Annotated in this window: 17 protein-coding genes; 11 read left to right on the plus strand and 6 right to left on the minus strand. The window is 55.0% G+C overall.

Translation table 11 applies throughout. From position 1 onward, the window contains the following. Positions 1–310: 310 nt before the first annotated feature. The 4 genes from C4S72_RS17170 to C4S72_RS17185 form a co-directional block, all read right to left on the minus strand. Positions 311–1,297, minus strand: a complete 987-nt coding sequence (locus C4S72_RS17170; RefSeq protein ID WP_104004421.1) for a PDR/VanB family oxidoreductase — start codon at positions 1,295–1,297, stop codon at positions 311–313. Between the two features lie 10 nt (positions 1,298–1,307). Further along, the gene (locus C4S72_RS17175) at positions 1,308–2,369 is read right to left on the minus strand and encodes an aromatic ring-hydroxylating dioxygenase subunit alpha (RefSeq protein WP_104004422.1); all 1,062 of its coding nucleotides are present in this window, start codon (positions 2,367–2,369) and stop codon (positions 1,308–1,310) included. A gap of 78 nt (positions 2,370–2,447) precedes the next feature. Next, the gene (locus tag C4S72_RS17180; protein WP_104004423.1) at positions 2,448–3,569 is read right to left on the minus strand and encodes an aromatic ring-hydroxylating dioxygenase subunit alpha; all 1,122 of its coding nucleotides are present in this window, start codon (positions 3,567–3,569) and stop codon (positions 2,448–2,450) included. Between the two features lie 18 nt (positions 3,570–3,587). Next, positions 3,588–4,571 carry a PDR/VanB family oxidoreductase gene (locus C4S72_RS17185; protein ID WP_104004424.1) on the minus strand — a complete coding sequence of 328 codons (984 nt, stop codon included), beginning with the start codon at positions 4,569–4,571 and terminating at the stop codon, positions 3,588–3,590. 219 nt (positions 4,572–4,790) lie between these two features. On the opposite strand from C4S72_RS17185, the gene C4S72_RS17190 reads away from it, so the two are divergent. The 6 genes from C4S72_RS17190 to C4S72_RS17210 all read left to right on the plus strand — a co-directional run bounded on the left by C4S72_RS17190 (position 4,791) and on the right by C4S72_RS17210 (position 11,000). Continuing rightward, positions 4,791–5,468 carry a GntR family transcriptional regulator gene (locus C4S72_RS17190; RefSeq protein WP_104004425.1) on the plus strand — a complete coding sequence of 226 codons (678 nt, stop codon included), beginning with the start codon at positions 4,791–4,793 and terminating at the stop codon, positions 5,466–5,468. Between the two features lie 289 nt (positions 5,469–5,757). Next, positions 5,758–8,505: an AAA family ATPase gene (locus tag C4S72_RS17195; RefSeq protein ID WP_104004426.1), complete on the plus strand. Its 2,748-nt coding sequence runs from the start codon at positions 5,758–5,760 to the stop codon at positions 8,503–8,505. 7 nt (positions 8,506–8,512) lie between these two features. Continuing rightward, positions 8,513–9,019, plus strand: coding sequence for a hypothetical protein (locus tag C4S72_RS17200; RefSeq protein ID WP_104004427.1), 507 nt, complete (start codon positions 8,513–8,515; stop codon positions 9,017–9,019). 67 nt (positions 9,020–9,086) lie between these two features. Next, positions 9,087–9,653, plus strand: coding sequence for a hypothetical protein (locus C4S72_RS17205; protein ID WP_104004428.1), 567 nt, complete (start codon positions 9,087–9,089; stop codon positions 9,651–9,653). Between the two features lie 5 nt (positions 9,654–9,658). Continuing rightward, positions 9,659–9,805, plus strand: a complete 147-nt coding sequence (locus C4S72_RS25795; protein WP_160115539.1) for a hypothetical protein — start codon at positions 9,659–9,661, stop codon at positions 9,803–9,805. Next, complete coding sequence (locus C4S72_RS17210; protein ID WP_146071920.1) at positions 9,771–11,000, plus strand: hypothetical protein; 1,230 nt, start codon at positions 9,771–9,773, stop codon at positions 10,998–11,000. Before C4S72_RS25795 ends, C4S72_RS17210 begins: the two co-directional genes overlap by 35 nt. Before the next feature lie 292 nt (positions 11,001–11,292). On the opposite strand, the gene C4S72_RS17215 is transcribed toward C4S72_RS17210, so the two are convergent. After that, positions 11,293–12,201 carry a LysR family transcriptional regulator gene (locus tag C4S72_RS17215; protein ID WP_104004430.1) on the minus strand — a complete coding sequence of 303 codons (909 nt, stop codon included), beginning with the start codon at positions 12,199–12,201 and terminating at the stop codon, positions 11,293–11,295. A 155-nt stretch (positions 12,202–12,356) separates the two neighbouring features. Between C4S72_RS17215 and C4S72_RS17220 the strand changes: the two genes are divergently transcribed. The 4 genes from C4S72_RS17220 to C4S72_RS17235 all read left to right on the plus strand — a co-directional run bounded on the left by C4S72_RS17220 (position 12,357) and on the right by C4S72_RS17235 (position 16,679). Next, positions 12,357–13,331, plus strand: a complete 975-nt coding sequence (locus C4S72_RS17220; RefSeq protein ID WP_104004431.1) for a Bug family tripartite tricarboxylate transporter substrate binding protein — start codon at positions 12,357–12,359, stop codon at positions 13,329–13,331. 17 nt (positions 13,332–13,348) lie between these two features. Next, positions 13,349–13,795: a tripartite tricarboxylate transporter TctB family protein gene (locus C4S72_RS17225; protein WP_104004432.1), complete on the plus strand. Its 447-nt coding sequence runs from the start codon at positions 13,349–13,351 to the stop codon at positions 13,793–13,795. Positions 13,796–13,818: 23 nt separating this feature from the next. Beyond that, complete coding sequence (locus C4S72_RS17230; RefSeq protein ID WP_104004433.1) at positions 13,819–15,300, plus strand: tripartite tricarboxylate transporter permease; 1,482 nt, start codon at positions 13,819–13,821, stop codon at positions 15,298–15,300. A 77-nt stretch (positions 15,301–15,377) separates the two neighbouring features. Beyond that, positions 15,378–16,679, plus strand: coding sequence for an aminotransferase class V-fold PLP-dependent enzyme (locus tag C4S72_RS17235; protein WP_104004434.1), 1,302 nt, complete (start codon positions 15,378–15,380; stop codon positions 16,677–16,679). Between the two features lie 96 nt (positions 16,680–16,775). On the opposite strand, the gene C4S72_RS17240 is transcribed toward C4S72_RS17235, so the two are convergent. Beyond that, entirely contained in the window at positions 16,776–17,711 is a 936-nt protein-coding gene (locus tag C4S72_RS17240; RefSeq protein WP_104004435.1) for a DMT family transporter, read from the minus strand. Positions 17,712–17,899: 188 nt separating this feature from the next. Between C4S72_RS17240 and C4S72_RS17245 the strand changes: the two genes are divergently transcribed. Beyond that, entirely contained in the window at positions 17,900–18,496 is a 597-nt protein-coding gene (locus C4S72_RS17245) for an FMN-dependent NADH-azoreductase (RefSeq protein ID WP_104004436.1), read from the plus strand. Position 18,497: the final 1 nt, after the last annotated feature.

Consider the following 18,497-nt stretch of genomic DNA (forward strand, 5'->3'; position numbering starts at 1 on the left):
AAAAATAAAAAATCACTTTATCAAATGGATAAAAACTCCATTCAAACAATAAAAACCAGCACAGTTTTTTAAGTAAACCATGATTACTGTTAACCTGGGTAACATACTGTCACGAGACGTTACCCACATCAACCTCTATTGCGAAAAAGTTCATCTAAAATGCGATAAAAATATCGTAGGGAAATTTGCGCTACTGAAAGAAGTCTAAACGCTAAAATTTAGGGAAATTAAATTATTGTGGATATCAACAAATAAGGACGGAAGACGATGAACTCATCATCGTCCTCCGTTGCGACGACCGACCGGCGGATTACTTACGCAGCTCCGGATCTCCTTTCCAGGCCGGGTCTACCGCTATCGATCCGCTGACCAAACGCGAGACACAGGTACAAAGCTGTTTGTTTTCGCTGTGCTGTTCTTCGCTAAAGAACACATCACGGTGATCAATCTCACCGTTTATAGAAGTCACATCCATAGCACACAGACCACACTCGCCACGGCGACAGTCAGACAGCACCTCAACACCCGCCTCGGTCAGCACATCCAGAATCGAGCGATCCTTAGGCACGTTGACCTCCAATCCCAGCCGAGGAACCTTCACCGTAAAGGGCCCCGACGGGTGACGACCACTGGAGCCGAAGGTCTCATAGTGAAGCCCTGCGGGCTCTCGCCCCTGAGCCCGCCATTGTCCACGCACGGCTTCCATGAGCCCCAAGGGTCCACAGATGTAGAGCTCGCCCTTCGGATGCAGGTTTTCAATTTCGGCAGCGATATCCATATGGGTGCCATCGGCATCGGTAAACAGCTGAACGCTATCGTCCAGAAGCGCTCTGAGCTCTTCGGCGTAGGCTAACTCTTCCCGGCTGCGAGCCGCGTAGAGCATGCGTACCTTTTCGCCACGAGAAGCCAGAGCACGGGCCATGGCAAAGATAGGCGTGATACCGATCCCGCCAGCAATAAGCAGATACTCAGGAGCACCGTAGGAGAGCTCAAAGTCGCAGGCAGCAGGGGTGACGCTGACCCGCGCACCCGGCTCTAACGTCCACATGTAACGGGAACCGCCGCGGCTGTCGGGCAGCTGCTTTACCGCGATAACCAGGCCACCATTATCCAGTTGCCGCACCACTGAATAGGAGCGGTGGTCCGGCCGGTCATCGATCATCACCTTTACATTGATATGGGAGCCGGGCTGTGCCGACTCCATGGCTGCCGGCTGCAGATGGATCTCCCGCACGGTCGGAGTGATGTTCTGTATGCCGATCACCTGCGCTTCGTGCCAGACACTGAGATTTCGCATAACGCACTCCTTACTCCACCGACACAGCGGGAATCTGCTGCGGATTTTCTTTGACGATCATGTCGTTGATACGGCGGCGGGCCCAGAGGGAGCCGGCATCGATATTCAGGTTGTTGAAATCACGTCCTGGATTCTTGTCGATAGCCCGCTGCTGCGCCTCGATTACATCCTCGTCCTCACGCAGGATACCCACCGCCGCTTCCATGATTCGACGTGTCAAACCCTGCTCGCCGACCCGATAGTTACGCAGATGACACCAGAAGTAGTAACAGCTCTTTTCGGTGGAGGGCGTGGGTATATGCACAACCCACATGCTCACACCCTCACTCCGATCTCCCTCCGGCGCACCTGTTCCTGCCGGCGCGACGCCCACGTCAAGCACAATGGTGGCAGGCGCCAGGAAGTGAATGTACTGCCAGCGATCCACGGGGCCCGGCTTGTTCAACTGGGCCGCCCAGAATGCAGGAGCCTCTTCGTTCAGTACCCAGCGGGTGATCGTCGCGGTGCGCTCACCATGGCTGGGCTCGAAGGGTGCCTCGGCCAGGGCCTCATTACCGATACTCGAGGCATGCACATAGGTTTCATGGGTCAGATCCATCAGGTTATCGATCACCAGTCGATAGTCTGCAGCGACCTCCGTCATGCGGCCATCGCCCGCCCAGGCCGGATCATCGAACCAGCCAAGATCAGGAATCAGCGCGGGATCTGCCTTGGAAGGATCGCCCGGCCAAACCCAGACAAAACGGTGACGTTCAACCACCGGGAAGGAGTGCACACAGGCGGAAGGATTCAGTGTCTCCTGCGAGGGCATATGGGTGCAGCGCCCGGCATCGTTGAACTTGAGACCATGGTAGCCACAGACAACTTCATCACCTTCCAGGCGGCCAACGGAAAGAGGCAGCAAGCGGTGCCAGCAGGCATCGGCCAGTGCTACGGGGGTTCCATTCAGCCGCCGATAGAACACCATTTCCTTATTGCAGATGGTTCTCGCCAGCAACGTTCTTCCGACTTCAGCATCCCAGGCAGCCACGTACCAGGCATTCAGCGGAAAAGTTGGGTTAGATGTACTCATTGTTATTACTCTTATTTTGCCTTTGTTCCGTACCGACGCTTTGGGGAACAACTGACGCCGGTTCGGGGAACAAGGGGATTAACCGCAGTGGAGGCTTTCTTCGTGGTAGCAGGCGCTTTGCTCTTCCGCCGCCAGGTTGTGCAGGTTGCGACGCATGAAGAGCCCCGGTTTATCCGGCGCAAAGTTCAGGTCTTTCTGCGCCTCGGTATCACTGGTAACGACCTCCAGAATCCACTCCAGCGCTTCTACATCCTCCAGGTAGGCCTGCTCGGAGGCGGACTTCAGAAACTCATCTGCCTGTGCATCCTCATGCTTGAAGTCGCGAGAGTTAAACCACCAGTAATGGATGCTGTGATTGGTTTCCGGAGTGATCAGGTGCGTAATATTGAAGCGGTATTTCCCTGGCGCTCCCTCTGCCGGGTCATGATCGATAATCTGGGCAAAGGCCACATGCATCGCCGGTGAGACGAAACGCGCCTCGGACAGACGGTCCACTTTCTTTTCCATGATCCCTGCGGGAATACCGTAAATTCCTGGCGGTGCAGAGTTCTTCAGCTCACGGTCGATCACAACCTGATCGCCCTCCTCCCGCACCTTTAGTTTGGAGCGCGCATATTCCGGCGTCCCCACCGTGCCCGGATGGAGAAACGGAAAGTGGGTCTGGTCCAGCAGATTCTCGTGCATCGCCACATAGTCCGACTTCATGTGGTAATAGCCGGTCACGCTCTTGAACTCACGCCCCTCAAGCCAGTGCGTATCGGGTACCTTGCTTTCGTCGGCCAGATCCTTGTCGCCCATCCAGATCCAGATCAGCGGTCCCTTCTCGACCATGGGATAACCGCGCACATTGGCATTGGACGGGGTTAGCGGCATTGACGGCATATTGACGCAACGACCGGAGGGATCGAACTGCATACCGTGATAACCGCAGACCAGGATATCCCCTTCCAGTTTTCCCTTGGCCAGCGGAAAAGAGCGGTGCGGACAGCGGTTACGCACTGCCACAGGGCGTCCATCCAGGGTGCGGTACATAGCGACATCAACGCCAAGCAAACGACGGCTGATCACCTCACGGCTGACCTCACTGCTGCGCGCAGCCACGTACCAGCAGTTACGCACCAGCGGGGTTTCAGGGTCGGCAAATCCAGTGCTGGCGATCAGGCGCTCTGCCTGGGTGTTCTGTGCATTTGAAACAGTCATCTTTCACTCCTGCTTTATTCAGGCGTCAATAACCAGGGTTCCACCCTGAAGTCGCGATACGCATAAACAGATGGCATCGCCGCTCGCTTTCTCTTCATCGGAGAGATATCGGTCACGGTGATCGATGGGGGCGGACGAGCTGAGAACCGGCAAGGAGCAGAGCCCGCACTCGCCGCGACGACAGTCGGACAGCAGGTTCAAACCTGCGGCCTCGGCGGCGTCCAAAATCGAGGTATTGCGACCTACGGCCACACGTATCTCCGAGTGCTCGAGTACAACTTCGAACGCCTGATCTTCAGCAGCTGCAGCCACACCAAAGCGCTCGCTGCGAATTCTCTCTTCCGGCCAGCCCAGCTCGGCAGCCGCGGCGTAGGCCGCATTGACCATCGGCTCAGGGCCACAGACATAGGCAATGCAGTTCTCCGGCTGCACAGCCAGCAGCGCCTTGAGGTCCAGGTGATTGATCGCCGGCTCCCCACTGAGATGAAGCTCGCCACGTTCGCCAGCCAGAGCAAGGGTTTCCTCAAGGTACGCCATGCTCTCTTCGGTACGCCCGGAGTAGACAAAGGCGTAATCTCGCCCCCGACGGGCCAGGCTCTGCAGCATGGAGTAGATCGGTGTGATCCCTATACCGCCGGCAATCAGCAGTATCTGGGAATCGTTGTGTCCAAGGACAAAGTGGTTCTTCGGCCAGGAGATACTCAACTCTGTCCCCTTCTCCAAATGCTCATGGATAAAGGCCGACCCTCTGGCGCGATCCTCCCGCTGCACGGCAATGCGATATCGGTTGGCAGGATCCTTCACCATCCGGTCGCCGCCGATCAGCGAGTAATGGCGCACGAAGCGACCCAGTTCGGGCGCTTCCAGGTGAAGTTCAATGTGGGCACCAGCGTCATATTTCGGCAGGGGATTGCCGTCGATGGATTCGAGCAGGTATTCGCTGATACGGGGAGTGAGATGGCGTATCCCAACCACTTTGACCTGTAGTAGCGGGGTGTTCATAAGGTGCAGCTCCAACTTTGACGTTCTTATAATTAGGATCCCAAGCTGGCTTAAACAGCCTTTTCAGGAAGCTTTACCGCTTATTTGGGATCCCATATTAGATTTCACATCGCCGAACTGTCAACTTATGCGCCGTAAGATATTGCTTTGGGATCCCAACTGTGGGGTAATCAACCGCCCCGATAACAGCCCGAGCACCAACCCCAGGAGCCACGTTTCATGTCTCAAGCCACCCCAGCGAAGCTGCACTCCATCGCAGCCGCGAAGATTCGTGAGTTGATACTCAGGGGCGAACTGGCGCCGGGCGAACGTATAACCGAGGCCGCATTGGCAGAGAGGCTAGGGCTCTCACGGACCCCGATCCGCCAGGCTCTGCCGAGACTGGCCAAGGACGGACTGCTGATCGCCGCCGGCAAACGCGGCTATGCGGTGCGAACCTTTACCAAGGAGGAGTGCCGCGCGGCATTAGAGACACGCACGCTACTTGAAGGGATGGCCGCACGGATGATTGCCGATAAGGGGCTATCCCAGGAGTTGGACAGTGCGTTTCAGGATTGTCTCGACAGTGGCGACGCCATCGTCGCCAGTAAGGAGATCCATGAAGCGGAAGAAAACGCCTATGGCGAAATGAACGACCGCTTCCATCAGTTGATTATCGAGGGGTCGGATACACCACTGCTGGCAGAGTTGGTAAACCGCTGCAATGTGGTCCCCTTCGCGTCACCGCTACAGATGGTGTTCAGCTCTTCTGACCTGAAGCTGGTGCATGACGACCTGATATACGCGCACCGACAACACCACTTTATCGTTGAAGCGCTGCGTCGCGGCGAAGGGTCTCGTGCAGAAATGCTGGTCCGCGAACACGGCCAGGTTCAGCGCCACAGTATGAATCTCTGACAACGGTAAGATCTTCCACCAAGGCTCGTCCCTGTGAGTTCAGTAGTTTCTCAGCCCGTCGGGAGTTCCTCAGGCGATCCTTTGCTTACCCCGCCGATCAAAATTCGGCCTTTCTAATGCAAATCCTTTTGTCCTCGCCCCTCCATGTTCCCATGTCACTGACATTTCAGTATATTTCTAGCAATTGTCCGCCTTTTGAAACATAAACAAGAAGTACCTGTTGCTTTCCATCGCGCGAAACCAGCCGGGTGCTATTCGGTTAAGCCGATAGCAGTAGGGATATCCACCAATGCGAAACATGCTTCTGGGCGGCAAATTGCTCGCTGTGGAGTTGAAGGACGACTCGATCAGGCTTGATCATCTTCGCACCGCACTTCAGTACCTCCAACCCGTCTCCGACACCGATTTCAGCCGCCTCTGCGATGGACTGAATCTGTCTGTCGATATTCAGCGCAGCGAGCATTTCACCACCGCACAGCTTGAAAAAGCCGCTGCCCTGCCGCGCTTACCTTACTCGCCGGATGTGATCGCTCTGCTGGAACGTTTCAAACAGCAGGGTCTGGATCTTTCCAGCCAGATCACCGAACCCTATGTAGACCTGAACCAGCGCAAAGGCCGCTACCATGAGGTGGTCGCCGGCGTGGCGGAGCTGCGCGCCCTGTTAAGCAGCCGTATTTTCGACCAGGATGCAGCCATAGAGGCGGTCAGTGACGCGGTGATGCGGATGAACTGGAGCGAGCTCAGCGAGCGCCCTAACGCGATCTTCTCGTTTCTGGGACCCGCCGCCACCGGCAAGACCTACATGGCGCAACTGATCGGCCAGGGACTTCAGGGGTACGCACTCCGAGCCTTCGATATGACGCAGTTCTCCTCCGAAAAGGAAAGCTTTGGCCTGGTCGGCCTGCGCAAGGGTTTCTCCGATGCCACTAGCGGCCAACTGACTGATTTCGTCAAACAGAACCCGCGCTCTATCCTGGTGTTTGATGAGATAGAAAAGTCGCACACTAAAGTACAGACGGCGCTGCTACGGATGCTGTCGGAAGGTCGCCTGCGCGATGAGTACACCGGCGAAGAGATCGACTTCCGCCAGACGATTGTGGTGTTCACCTCCAACCTGGGCAGTAGCATCTACTCCAACCGCGCCTTCGCCGAGCAGGCCCGCCGCCAGCCACACCAGGCACGGGAACATCTGCTGCAGGCGATCCGCCAGGAAACCAAGATCGAGGATGGCCACCAGGTTGCGGCCATCCCGCCGGAGATGCTGTCCCGCCTGGCCCAGGGCAGCATCATTCTCTTCAACCGACTAAGCATCGACGCCCTCGCCCGGATAGCCCAGGAACAGATCCAGCTGGAGCGTAAATCCTTCCAGGAAAAGCTGGGACTGATGGTTGAGTTCCAGCAGCTAGACCTGCTGGCAAAACTGCTGGTGCTCGGCTTCGCCCCGGAGTTTGATACCCGCGCCGTGAAATCACGGCTTTGCGATCAGGTGTACGATCCGATCACCGACTACCTGCTGGCCCATGCGGATGTTGCAGTGGACAGCGTCGTTCTGACTATCGGCAGCGACGCCCAGGAGTTTTTGCAATCCCAGGATATGCAACGCCTGCCCCAGCAGTTGGCCACCAAACATCAGCGTGTTTACTTCCGTCATCAGCTGGCACTTGAAGGCGCCCAGTTGCATGTCACTCTCACCGATGTGCGGATCGAAAAGCTGGCACGGGGTGAGGATTTCCTTGATGCCTCGGGTATCCAGGTGGATCTGCCGGAAGTTTCCTTCTCCCAGATTGCCGGTCACGCCCAGATCAAGGCGCGCCTGAGTGAAACGGTCAAGCTGATCACCCGGCGCGAACAGCTCAAGGCGCAGAACGTCAGCGTGCCGCGCGGCATGCTGCTGCACGGCGTTCCCGGCACCGGCAAGACGATGCTGGCCAAGGCATTTGCCCATGAGGCGGAACTGCCATTTATCGCCTGTGCCGGTAACGACCTGCTGAATGAAGCGTTTATCCGTAAGCTGTTCACCCGGGCGCGGGAGTACGCGCCAGCGATCATCTTTATCGACGAGATCGACGCCCTGCCGCGCCGCGGCACCGCCGGCGCCCAGGCCGATGCGCTGGTCAACCGGATGCTGATCGAGATCGATGGCTTTGCAGGTGGCGACGATATCTTCATTATCGCGGCAACCAACCGCAAGGAGCTGATCGACCCGGCACTGCTGCGCTCCGGTCGTATCGACCTGCATTTTGAAGTACCCCAACTGGATAAAGAGGCACGCCGCTGGTTTATTCAGCGCATGCTGGACCGGCCGCTGTTCAGCAACCAGGAGGACCTGGATCAGCTGGTGATGCTGACCGCCGGTTTCAGCGGCGCAGACCTGGAAAAGGTCAATCGCGAGGTGGTGCTGCTAGCCCTGCGTGATGGCATCGAGTTGATCGACGCCGAGCTGATCATCGAGCAGATCAACACCCAGAAATATGGCGCGCCACTAAACCTGGAGGATGGTCATCACCATTTGCAGGAAACCGCTTACCACGAAGCGGCACACGCGGTGATGTCACGGGTGTTGTTGCCGGAACGGCGTATCGAACAGGTCACCGTTGTCGCCCGCGCCAACTTCCTCGGCATGGTGTCCTACGACAACGAGCAGCAGCACGATTACACGCGCAACTTCATGTTCAACCTGACCTGCGTCGCCCTGGCCGGACGTGCAGCACAGATCCGCCGTTTTGGTGAACAGGGACTCGATAGTGGCGCCTCCGGCGACCTCAAGCAGGCGGCCCATTATGCCTGGCTGGCCATCGCCGAATGGGGCATGGATGAGGCGCTCTACAACCTTGCTATTCCCGAACTGAAACAGCACCTGCAACGCCTGCCTTTCGCCGCCCAGGTCGAAGAACGGATCAAGCTCTGGCTGGATGAGGCCACCCGCACCACCGCCTCACTGGTTGCAACTCACTGGCAGCAGATCGAGCGCGTCGCCCAGCAGGTGCTGCGCGATGAAGTCATCGACGCTGCGACTCTCAAACAACTCATGGAGTAAACCGGACATGGCCATCAGCCTTGCCAAGATCAAGCAGTACCTGGATGAAGTTGAGCTCAACTACGACGAGCGTGATGAAAACACCCTTGCTGTTGGCTTTTCCAGCGAGGGCAACAAGATCGTGATCGTTATTCGTCTGATGGAAGAGGGCGAGTTCCTGCAGATGCGTACCATCAAGCACCTCGACGGCCTGGTGGAAACAGCAGACCCGGAAAAGCGCGCAAACCTGCTCACCTGGATGCTGAACCAGAACTACAGCACCAAAACAGGCGCCTGGGAATATGACCCGGATGATCACGACCACCATATCTCCATCGGCCACGTGATCGAAGATGGCGACCTGACCAAGAAACAGTTCGTCCGCATGTTGTCGGTCCTGACCAACAGCGCAAAACTGATCCCCGAAATGAAAGAGATTCTCGGCTTCGGTGAAGAGAGCGTCGATCCAGTGGAACAGAAGCGCCAGGAGCTGCTGGCCCAGCTGCGCGCCCTGGAAGACGGCACCGGCATCTAAGCCACGGGATTGGAATTCAAAGGGAGTCGGTTGGACTCCCCGGTTTTTGCAGAATGAGGAATAAGCTTTGGCTACAACGCTAAAGGAGCTGGAAGCGCTGTTCCAGTCGATCGGCTGGAAGTATGAATCACGCCAGGATAACCCGGACAGTGTCGAAGGCTATCTGTTCTCCTCCTTTCCGACCAAAACCTACCGCGACGCCGATGGCGATTCGGTGGTGACCTTCGTGTTCAACGTGCAGGAAAAAGGCGAACTGATAAAAATCGTGGTGCCCAGGCTCTACAGCTGCGTCAATCCGCACTTCCGCCGCGCCTTCTTTGAAGTGGCGATCCGCAAAACCTTCGAGAAGAAACTCTGCTTCTACGACTATGACCATCGCGACGGCGAGATCCGCATGCTGGTCGACCTGCCGCTGGAAGACACCCAGATCACCGAACGCCAGGTCAAACGTGTCCTGCGCGCCATGCTGATGCATATCGACGGCAACGACGAAGCGGTGCGCGCGGCGGTGGAACAGGGCGAACTGCCGTTTATCGACTACAAGGCAGACCTGACCCACGAGATCTCCTCGCTCTCGCCGGATCAGCAGCTTGAACTGCTGGTCGAGATCAAGCGACGCAACCGGGCCGGATAAAACAGATGGCGACGAAAAAACGCAAGAACCAGGAGTTCCGCAACTTTACCTCGGGCATTTTTTACTCGCTCTGTATCGCCCTGGTACTGTTCCTGGCGACGCTGCTGGTACTCAAGCTTGGCCCTGAAATATCGGATCTGGTTACCTTATAGTCGCTGGTCCGGCATCAGCGACGCGATCAACCTGGTAATCGGTCTACCGGTGGCGTTCGCCGGCGCCTACGTGGCGATCTCCATCGCCAGCCGCACCCAGGACCTGTCCGAGAAACAGCAGTCGCAGCAGGACCACCAGTATTACGAACAGCTGCATGAACAGCTGATCGACAACTACTTCGAGATCAGCCGCGCCGCCGACCGCCTGGTCTCCGCAGCCAACCGTTTTGAGGAAGCGTTCCACGGCCGCCTGCGCCATGAAACCTCCTCGCGTTTCCGCCTGATGAACTTTATCGATGAGGATCACCGCCGCCGCTATATCCAGGAGATGCTGGAAGAGAACCGCGACGGCATCAGCGAAAAGCTCGGCATGCTGCACCAGGAGATCCGTGACCAGATCTACCAGCTGCTCGAAGCGATCGACCTGGCGTTCAAACATGCCTCGGTGAATGAGACCTGGGAGCTGTCTTCGTCCGATCCCTACTATTACAGCCTGCTGGCCGAAGCCTGCCGACGTAAACTCTGCTACGGCGACTTTGACCAGGCCGAGGATGGCCGCGACTGGCTGCTGGAAGCGAAAAACGAGATTCTGGAGCGCCTAGACCTGCACCAGGTTCAGGATGCGATCACCAGCGAGCACGACAGCGTTCACCCCCTGCTGCCGTTCTGCCTGTATGTTTCTGAGCTCCAGGACTACAAGCGCCAGGTCGGTCAGGGCGACTGGTATATCGAGGTGCTGCTGGCCGGTTACTTCCTGATGACCCACGCCAGCACCCAGGCCACGGATGGACGCAGCTTCTTCAATACCGGCGCCCTGTTCCTGATGGACCTGATCTACACCCTGCCCAGAAGCGAACATGTGCGCCTGGCGTTCTCGCGCCGCTACGCCGATACCGAGGCGGTGTTCAACGGTTCTGCCCCGCTCGCCGCAAGCGCTACCGCCTCCAGCTATGACATCGCCAAGGCGGCCAGCGAGGGGCTGAACTCTACCAGCCAGCATCTGTTCCTGACGCTGTCCCGCAATATCCAGTTCGACCACTACTCTCCGCGTATCCGCAAGACCCATCTGATGCTGTCGGGACTGGTCGCCCAGGGCGAAGAGGCGGGCAGCAAACTCTCGCTGCTGCAGATCCACTACGAGCGGCTGCAGCAGGACGACTCGGACAAGTTCGAGATGCAAAAGCAGGAGCGCTAGCGCCTCGACCGAGCGGTACCTCCGTCTAGAGGTACCGCTGTTTCTATAAGCCCGCCCTAGCGGGCTTTCCCATGTTTAGCTTTGAGCCGACCAGCATGGCCATGATTTACAGCCAAAACCATACAGGTATCGAAGCCAGAGCCCAAACAGGCCTCGCGACAAACCCTGAATCCCGACATTTTCGGAATATAATTCAATTAATGGCTGGGTTTTAATTATAAAACCCACACCCTCAAAGCCAATTTAAATAATTAATAGCACTAACTAAAAATATAATAAAATCCATGTTAAATCAGTGTAAAAATGGTGTTGTAAAGTCAGCGAAACGCAATATTTCTTCCAATATTTTTTCTATAGCCTCGTTACCAGCATAGTCTCGGGTCAACAAGTAATAGGTCATATCAGGCAACTCGGGATGAGTTTTTATTTCCACCAGGTCCGTCGGTTTCGATAAGTTCATAACAAAGCGCTTGGGCAAAACGCCTATCCCATATCCCGCACTAATCAGACCTACCAAGGCAACAAGGTTGTTCGCAATCATCGTAGGAACAAGCGTTGCGCCTCTCTCCGACAACCATTCGTTTATACCCTGTGCATAAGATGATTCTTTACCTTGCACAAGAATGTTGTACTTATCCAAGTTATGAATTGGTATTTTATTAGGGCTGCTAACAAATTCTGAGCGACCTATAAATGCGATTTCAACGTTTCGTAAAACCTGATATCTATGGTTATTTTGCTTCAGTAGAATACTATCAAGCGGTGCTACCACTATATCCAAATCCCCATCTTCAAACTTACGATATAGGTTACGACTCATATCAATCGTTATTTCGAGATTAATCAGCGGATAAGTTTCCGAACACTCCCGGAAAAATTGCGGTAGCCATGTCAAAGCACAAAGATCCGTAAACCCAACACGCACTCGCTGCTTTCCTGCGGATGCATCATCTTTCATTTGCAGAATACGATTGGCGCTGTTCAGCGTGTCTCTGGCGAGCTGAAGCAATTTTTCACCGTCTGCGGTCAGCCTGGCCGTACGTTTTGATCGATCAAAAAGTCTGAGCCCAGAAGCCTCCTCCAGCTCAGTTATGCGTTTAGATATGGTCGATTGAGTGGCATTCAGTCGCTTGGCGGCAAGCTCAAACGTCCCGAGCTCCACGATATGGACGAACGCCTCTAGTTGTTTAAGTGTCAGCATCGGCAGTAAAACATTCTAAATTTCGATGAAAAACTATCGAAACAATTCACTTTTTTCAACATTAATCCTCACCCTATGATTTACGACGTTCGCTATGCCCCCAAAAAAAATCGATGAATATAATAATCACTTAGACTCATTAAGAAGGTAACGCGATGTTTAAAAAGGCTTTTCTTAGCGCTTCTGCAGCCATCCTGGTTGGTACCCTGACGGCTGGAAGCGCAATGGCAGCAGACTTCCCCAGCAAACCGATCAAGATGGTCGTCGCTTTCGGTGCAGGCGGCAGTACGGACACTATGGCGCGAATTTTTGCCAAGTACGCTGAAAAACATCTCGGCGAACGGGTTATCGTGGTGAACAAGCCTGGAGCTGGTGGCGAGCTGGGCTGGACCTTCCTGGCCAACTCCAAGGCGGACGGTTACACCATCGGCCTTATCAACTCTCCTGTCGTTGAAGTTTACCCCTTTACCCGCGCCGAAACCGTGGGTTACAGCATGGACGACATCCGTCCTCTAGTTAACGTCGTTACCGACCCAGGCGTACTGGCGGTAAAGGCTGACGGCCCATTCCAGACTCTTACTGACTTCATCGAGTTTGTTCAGTCACACCCCAACGAAGTTACCGTGTCACACGAGGGTATCGGCGGTGACGACCATCTAGCCATGATGTCCTTTGCCAACAAAACAAACACCGAAATGAACATGGTTTCCTTCAGCAGCAATGCTGAGGCCACCGCTGCCCTGCTCGGCGGACATATCGATGCGTTTGAAGGCAACATGTCGGAGGTTTCCGCCCAGATCAATTCCGGCACAATCAAGGCGCTGGCCGTATGGTCTCCGGAACGTCTGGACGCCATCGCCGATGTCCCGACTGGAGCAGAGCAGAATGTTGATCTGATCGCCGCAGCCTCCCGCGGGCTCGCCGTACCTGCTGGGGTACCCGACGACGTCTATCAGAAGCTGGTAGATGCCTCTGAAGCAGTCATCAACGATGAAGAGTTCAAGCAAGAACTGGTTAAGTTGAACATGCCTCTGAATCCGATCTACGGCTCTGAGTATGTAGATTTCCTACAGGACAGCCATGATTCACTCAAAGCTATTTGGGACGTGAATCCGTGGGTTAAAGACTGATAGGGATTTTTCTTATCATGAGTTTGCTAATTGTTGATCGCATACTGGCAGTTTCGTTTTCTATTTTATGCGCTCTTTTAATTGTTGCGGGTCATGATATGCGTGGTGGAGCCGGCGTAATGCCGGTATCCATCGCGGTATTGGGCCTGATAACCAGTTTAATACTAATAGTACAGAAAAAGCCTTCTGTAGCAGATGAGGAAATTCCTCATCCCATTAACTGGAGAAGATTCCTGCTCTGGTGTGCACTTTCAGTGATCGCCATCGCTGCTATACAGGATATAGGATCTTTTATAGCCATACCCTCTTTTCTATTTTTTAGCTTCTATCTATTAGGAAAAATTGAAGTCAAAAAATCGATTTTAATATCCTTAATATTTACGGCTTTTATCTACTTCACATTCGTTCAACTTCTTGAAGTTCCTTTACCAAATGGAATCTTATCCGACTGGTTGGACATATAAGAATTAGGTAAGTAGAGTTTAAAATGGATAATGTATTAATAGCACTCTCAAACTTGGCGTCTATAGATGCGGTTATCACGCTTCTTATAGGCACGCTGGCCGGAATGATGATCGGCATGCTACCTGGTCTTTCTTCGACCATGGGTGTAGCGCTTTGCATTCCAATCACATTCAACATGCCGCCCGAACTGGCATTGATCCTTCTCGGCGCCGTCTATGTAAGCTCAGTGTATGGCGGTTCCATAACGGCCATTCTGCTTCGAACCCCAGGTACCGACGCATCCATCGCAACCGCCCTTGACGGCTATCCCCTGGCATCCAAGGGACGCGGTAGCGAAGCAATAGGCATGGCGACACTGAGCTCTCTGTTTGGTGGAACAGTCAGCGTCATCATTCTTATCGCTGTCGCCCCGCTGCTTTCAAAGATTGCGCTTGCGTTTGGCCCCCAGGAATACGCCTTGCTGGCGATCTTTGGCCTGGTAACCATTATCGGGGTGGTCTCCGACAACCCTGCCAAGGGACTAGTAGCCGCTCTGGCCGGCCTTGCACTGGGCCTCGTGGGTCTGGATTCATTCACTGGTGTACCACGCTTCACTTTCGGGCACAGTGAGCTCTTTGACGGCGTCCCGCTGCTACCGGTTCTGATTGGACTTTTTTCCGTGTCTCAGGCGTTCAACCTGTGCATTCCTGCAGAAGCCGGTGTGCTTAAAAAAGACAGCATCGTCAACGTCCATGGCCACCTGCCATTGATCAGCGATATCAAACGATGCTTTCGCAGCATGGCGCGCTCATCGCTGATAGGCACATTCATCGGCGCCCTGCCGGGGGCAGGCACAAGTATCGCCGCTTTCATTTCATACAATGAAGCACGTCGAAAATCCAAAAATCCGGAGAACTTCGGTAAAGGCGAACTCGAGGGTATCGCGGCCTCGGAATCGGCCAACAATGCCGTAACCGGGGGAACCCTGATCCCCACGCTGACCCTCGGAATCCCCGGCAATGCGGTCACTGCAGTTTTTGTCGGTGGCCTGACGATTCATGGAATGATCCCAGGTCCGGACCTATTTACAAATTTTGCAGATATCACCTATACCCTGCTCATTTCACTGCTGATTGCGAATGTTTTGTTTGCCGTGATGGGTATAGCGTTAAGTAAATATCTCGTCAATGTAACAAAAATACCCGGATCAATACTTGGACCCATTATTCTAATTTTCAGCATCGTGGGTACCTACGCGCTCAGAAACGAGCTATTTGATGTATGGCTGGCCGCAGCTTTTGGTCTTATCGGTTACTTTATGGAACGCTGGAAATATCCAACGGCCCCGTTGGTTATTGCTCTGATTCTCGGGCCGATTCTGGAAGTTAACTTTAGACGATCCATGCAGATTTCTAACTGGGACTACTCAACATTTTTCGACAGTTATTTATCCCTGGCCATCATTTCATTGGTGGTTCTCTCCGTCGCTTACCCTCTATGGAAAGCGTGGCAGAAAAAAAGATAAAACGGTAATCGAAATAATTCCAGAGCTAAGCACCTAATTTAAAAATACTCCATACCGGGTATTTAAAGGCTGAATAAATGACTATCGAAACTTGCACAGATGATAGCTTCACCTCTAAGGCTTCATCACCTATCTCGAAATCGCTGTTAAAAAACATTCGCGATCGTTTTTACTACGCGGATAGCTGCCCGTTTGAAGGGCCAAGAATCTATTTTGAAAACGCTGGCGGTTCCCTGACGTTAAAATCGGTCATACAGGTGACCAGCGATATCGGCTGTATTCCCGACAACGAGCACCGCGACAACAAAGCTTCCGCCGCGTTATCCAAGGTAGTGGAACAGGGTAAACGGGACCTCGCGAAGCTGTTCGGTGCAACCAAGGGTACGGTGTTTGGCGGCGAAACCGGTACCGAGTGTCTTTTTCGCCTGATCAGAACAGCCTCACTGGAAACTCCTGAGGGAGGCTCTGTCCTGTCCTGCTCACTCGAACATCCCGCCACCTACGATTCGACTCAAATCTGGGCGAAAAAGACCGGACGCGAGTGGATTGAGGTCCCCTTCGATGTCAGTACCGGAGTGGTTACCGCAGAGCACTATGCGCAGAGCGTTCGGCCGGACACCCGGGTTGCCACGATAATTCATACCAACCCTGTCACCGGTATGGTTATGGACGTCAAAGCGATTGCCGAGGCCATCCGCAGCATCGCCCCTGACTGCTACATCATAGTGGATGGCATTCAGCACGCACCTCACGGTGTGATTGGCGTAGATGATCTGGATATAGACGCCTACGTCCTCTCGCTGTACAAGGTTTTTTCCAAGTTCAATAACGGCTACGCATGGGTCTCCGAGCGTTTCACTCAGCTCCCCCACGACAAACTGCTGGGTAAGCCGGCAGACGCGTGGGAACTCGGGAGCCGGGATCCTTCGGCACTGGCGGCGGTTTCCGAAGTAGTGAACTATCTCGAGTGGCTTGGGCTGAACTTTATAACTGATGAGCAGCCGGTCCCTGCACTGGAAGCCGCGGGCAAGGCTATGTTTGCTCACGAACGCCACCTGGTCGACGCGATTCTCAATGGCACCAGTGGACTGAAGGGGCTTAAGAGCTACGACAACATCCGGGTGATTGGCGACCTGGAGAAGGATCATCACGAAAGTGTCGTATCCTTCTCGGTAGACGATATAGAGTCCAAGGATATTGTGACGATGCTTTCGCATCACAATATTCGCATCCATGCCCGCTCGGCAGATGCCTATTCCGGGAATATCCTCCGCCCTCTCGGCCTAACATCAGTGGCGCGCGTTTCGCTGGGACATTACAACAGTTTGGAAGAGGTCACTGCACTGCTCGTTGCCCTGGAGAAAATCCTGAATAAATAGATCCTCAAGCACTCAGCGAGCCAGTTACCTGACCAAGCACCCGCTGCAAGCACGTTGATAAAACAGTGGTACCTCCCACGGGAGGCACCACTGTTTTTATCGTCCTGCCAGTGCAGGGTTCACACTCCCCCGCTCCGATCCAATCAGCCAGAACACGGTCACCAGCAGCAACCCCAGACTTATCCAAGTCAGGGGATTGAGATCTGCGCTCCCTGCATAGAGCGCCAGCGCCAGGGATACCAGCGGCGTCAGGTAGCTGTAGGCCGCAACACTGCTGGGCATCAGCACCTGCATTGCGCTCTGCAGTATCCAGAAAGTCATAAAGCTGGCGAACAGGGCAAGCAGCCCCAGCACGGCGATGTCGCGCAAGCCGAGCAGCTGCCAGAAACGTTCACTGTCGCCGCCTTCAACCTGCGCCAGCAGCATCATCAGCAACGCACCGATCAACAGGCTCCAGAAGGTGGCCAGCAGCGGATTGGCCGGCAGCCAGTCGCGCAGCACCAGTACCCGGGAAGAAACCGAATACGCCGCAGAGCAGGCGCAGCCGGCCAGAAACAGCCACTCCCCCAGCCCGAAACCACTGAAGGATCCTGCGCGCCCCTGCAGGTTCAACCCCAGCGCACCGGCGGCACCCACCAGCAGCACCAGCAGCCGGCCTATACCGGAGCGCTCGATACCGGCCAGACGCGCCAGCAGCCAGGCGATGGCGGGCAGGGTCACAAACAGGGCCGCTACCGATAGCGCCGAGGTGAGGTTAAGCGCCGCAAACTGGGTGCCGAAAAACACCGCCAGGAATACGCCCAGCAGTGTGTACCCGCCCCAGGCTTTGGCGGTATTAGGCAGCCAGCCCGGTTGCCGGATCACCCAGGGCAGCATCAGCGCCGCGGCGATAAAGAAGCGCACCACTGTCAGCCAAAGGGGTGAAAGATCCCGGTCAAAGGTCGCCGCGAGCGGGAAGGATCCACCCACCAGCAGCGCCCAAAGCAGCATCATCAGGTGCGCGCCGAAGGTGGTTTTCATCAATCTGTCCATCGTTAACTTCCTGTTCTACTTAGCTTTCAAACTATCTGCGAAGAGCAGAGGCTTGCTCATGGACAGGATGCGCTGCGCCGCTCCCGGCAAGGTTTAAATATTAAAAGAGGCGTTCGGCTTTTCCGATCCCACTCGTTGCATAGCTGCTTAGCCTGAAAGCTCTTTAACCATCTAACGAGGAAATCCTGATGCCAGAACTTCTCTATCTCACCACCAGCGCCAATGCAGAACGCAGCCGTTCATCCCTGTTGTGCCAGCGCTTTATCGAGCGTTTTATCGGCAACCGCCCCGGCTGGAACAGCTTGACCCGCGACCTGGTCAGCCATCCTCTTCCGCACCTGGGTCCGCAGCAATGGGATGCACTGCGTCTCGATCCGGAGCAGCTGAATATCGAGCAGCGCGAATACCGGGCCCTTTCCGACCGGCTAATCCGCGAGTTTGATCAGGCCAGTGCCCTGGTTATCGCCCTGCCGCTCTATAACGCCGGCATTCCATCACAGCTGAAGGCCTATTTCGATCTCCTGGCGCGGGCCGGGGTCAGTTTTGAATTCACCGCAGACGGCCCCCGTGGATTGCTGCGCGACAAGGATGTGTACCTGGTATCAACCCGTGGCGGCATCCTGGCGCCTGAGGATGATCACCAGATCCCGGCGGTAGAGCAGTTATTGAATCTGGTCGGTATCACACGCATTCACAAGATCATCGCGGAAGGGCTGGATCTGTCGCCGGAAAGCGCAGACAGAGGCCTCTCATCGGCCTGGCAACAGCTGGCCGCACTGGCGTGAT

This window comes from Marinobacterium lutimaris (assembly GCF_900108065.1).
GTDB lineage: Bacteria > Pseudomonadota > Gammaproteobacteria > Pseudomonadales > Balneatricaceae > Marinobacterium_D > Marinobacterium_D lutimaris.